This window comes from Levilactobacillus spicheri DSM 15429 (genome assembly GCF_001435095.1).
Taxonomy (GTDB): Bacteria; Bacillota; Bacilli; order Lactobacillales; family Lactobacillaceae; genus Levilactobacillus; species Levilactobacillus spicheri.
The window spans coordinates 1-1259 of sequence record NZ_AZFC01000021.1; the positions used below are offsets into that span (position 1 = coordinate 1).

Here is a 1259-nt window from a genome sequence, read left to right on the forward strand (position 1 = left end):
ACTTTAAACTCTTTGGAATTCAGGGGTTAGAAAATCATTCAAAGAAGACATTTTACGACTATTCCTTTAAAATCAAGGTTATCAAATGGCGACAAGAACATCGTGCTTCATACCCAACAACCGCAGCCCATTTCAAATTAAAACATCCAGTGATGATCTGGGATTGGGAGCGAAAGTTGATTGAGGGACGTCTTAAGCCATTCAAAGGACGGTCTTTAAAAATGACGGATAAATCCAAGCAATCTAAAACTTTGAAGCAGCTTCAGGAAGAAAATGAACTCTTGCGGATACGGGTAGCCTACTTGGAAAAACTCGAAGCCTTGGCACAGAAAAAATCTCAAACCAAGAAAAAGCCCAGCTAATTACTGAGTTAAGGCGCAAATTCGATGTTAAATTAGTTGTGGTTTTAAAGGCGGCAAGAATGTCGAGTAGCAGTTATCATGATGCTCGTCATCGCAAATATCAAGCGAACTCATCAACGTTAGTTGATGAGATTAGAAGTATTCGTTTAAATAATCCAGATTATGGATATCGAACAGTCACTCTGGCTCTTAAAAATAAAGGAATCCAAGCTAATCACAAAGCCGTACTTCGTATCATGCGTGAAAATAACTTACTATGTCAGGCGTTTAATCGGCGTACCAAGAAATACAACTCTTATAAGGGAAATGTTGGTAAAATTGCCCATAACCGCTTACGACGTCGTTTTAAGACAGATCGAGCATTCCAAAAGGTCGTTACCGACGTGACTGAGGTTCGTTGGGGCGAGCAAACTGTTAACGAGCGTGCGTACTTTACAGCTTATATTGACCTCTACAACGGAGAAATTATTGAATGGGCCATTGATCGTAAACCAACGGTCGACTTCGTAACACGCCCGCTTAAACGACTACTAGCAAAACGGCCAGATTTACCGTATCGAATGACAATTCATTCAGACCAAGGCTTTCAATATCAAAATCATAGATACGTGAACATTCTTCAACGAGCCCATATTTTCCAAAGCATGAGCCGTAAGGCCACATGCCTAGATAACGCAGTAGCAGAAAGCATTTTTCACATTCTTAAAGTTGGCACGGTTCATAATCACCGATATAAGAATTACAAAGAGTTAGAATCCGGCATTACTAACTACATTGACTATTACAATCATCGTCGGATAAAAGCAAAACTGGCTGGTATGTCCCCGGTAAAATACCGGGAACATACCAGCCAGTTAGTGGCGTAGAAATTCACTCCAACTTATGGGGTTCACTTCA

2 protein-coding genes are annotated in these 1259 nt (G+C 40.4%); both read left to right on the plus strand.

Features of this window, described 5'->3' with window-relative positions; all coding sequences use genetic code 11:
- The coding region (locus tag FD37_RS13165) for a helix-turn-helix domain-containing protein (protein WP_235807863.1) at positions 1-362 on the plus strand (362 nt) is incomplete at its 5' end.
- Positions 362-1228 carry an IS3 family transposase gene (locus FD37_RS07735; RefSeq protein WP_235807864.1) on the plus strand — a complete coding sequence of 289 codons (867 nt, stop codon included), beginning with the start codon at positions 362-364 and terminating at the stop codon, positions 1226-1228. The genes FD37_RS13165 and FD37_RS07735, both read left to right, overlap by 1 nt.
- Positions 1229-1259: the final 31 nt, after the last annotated feature.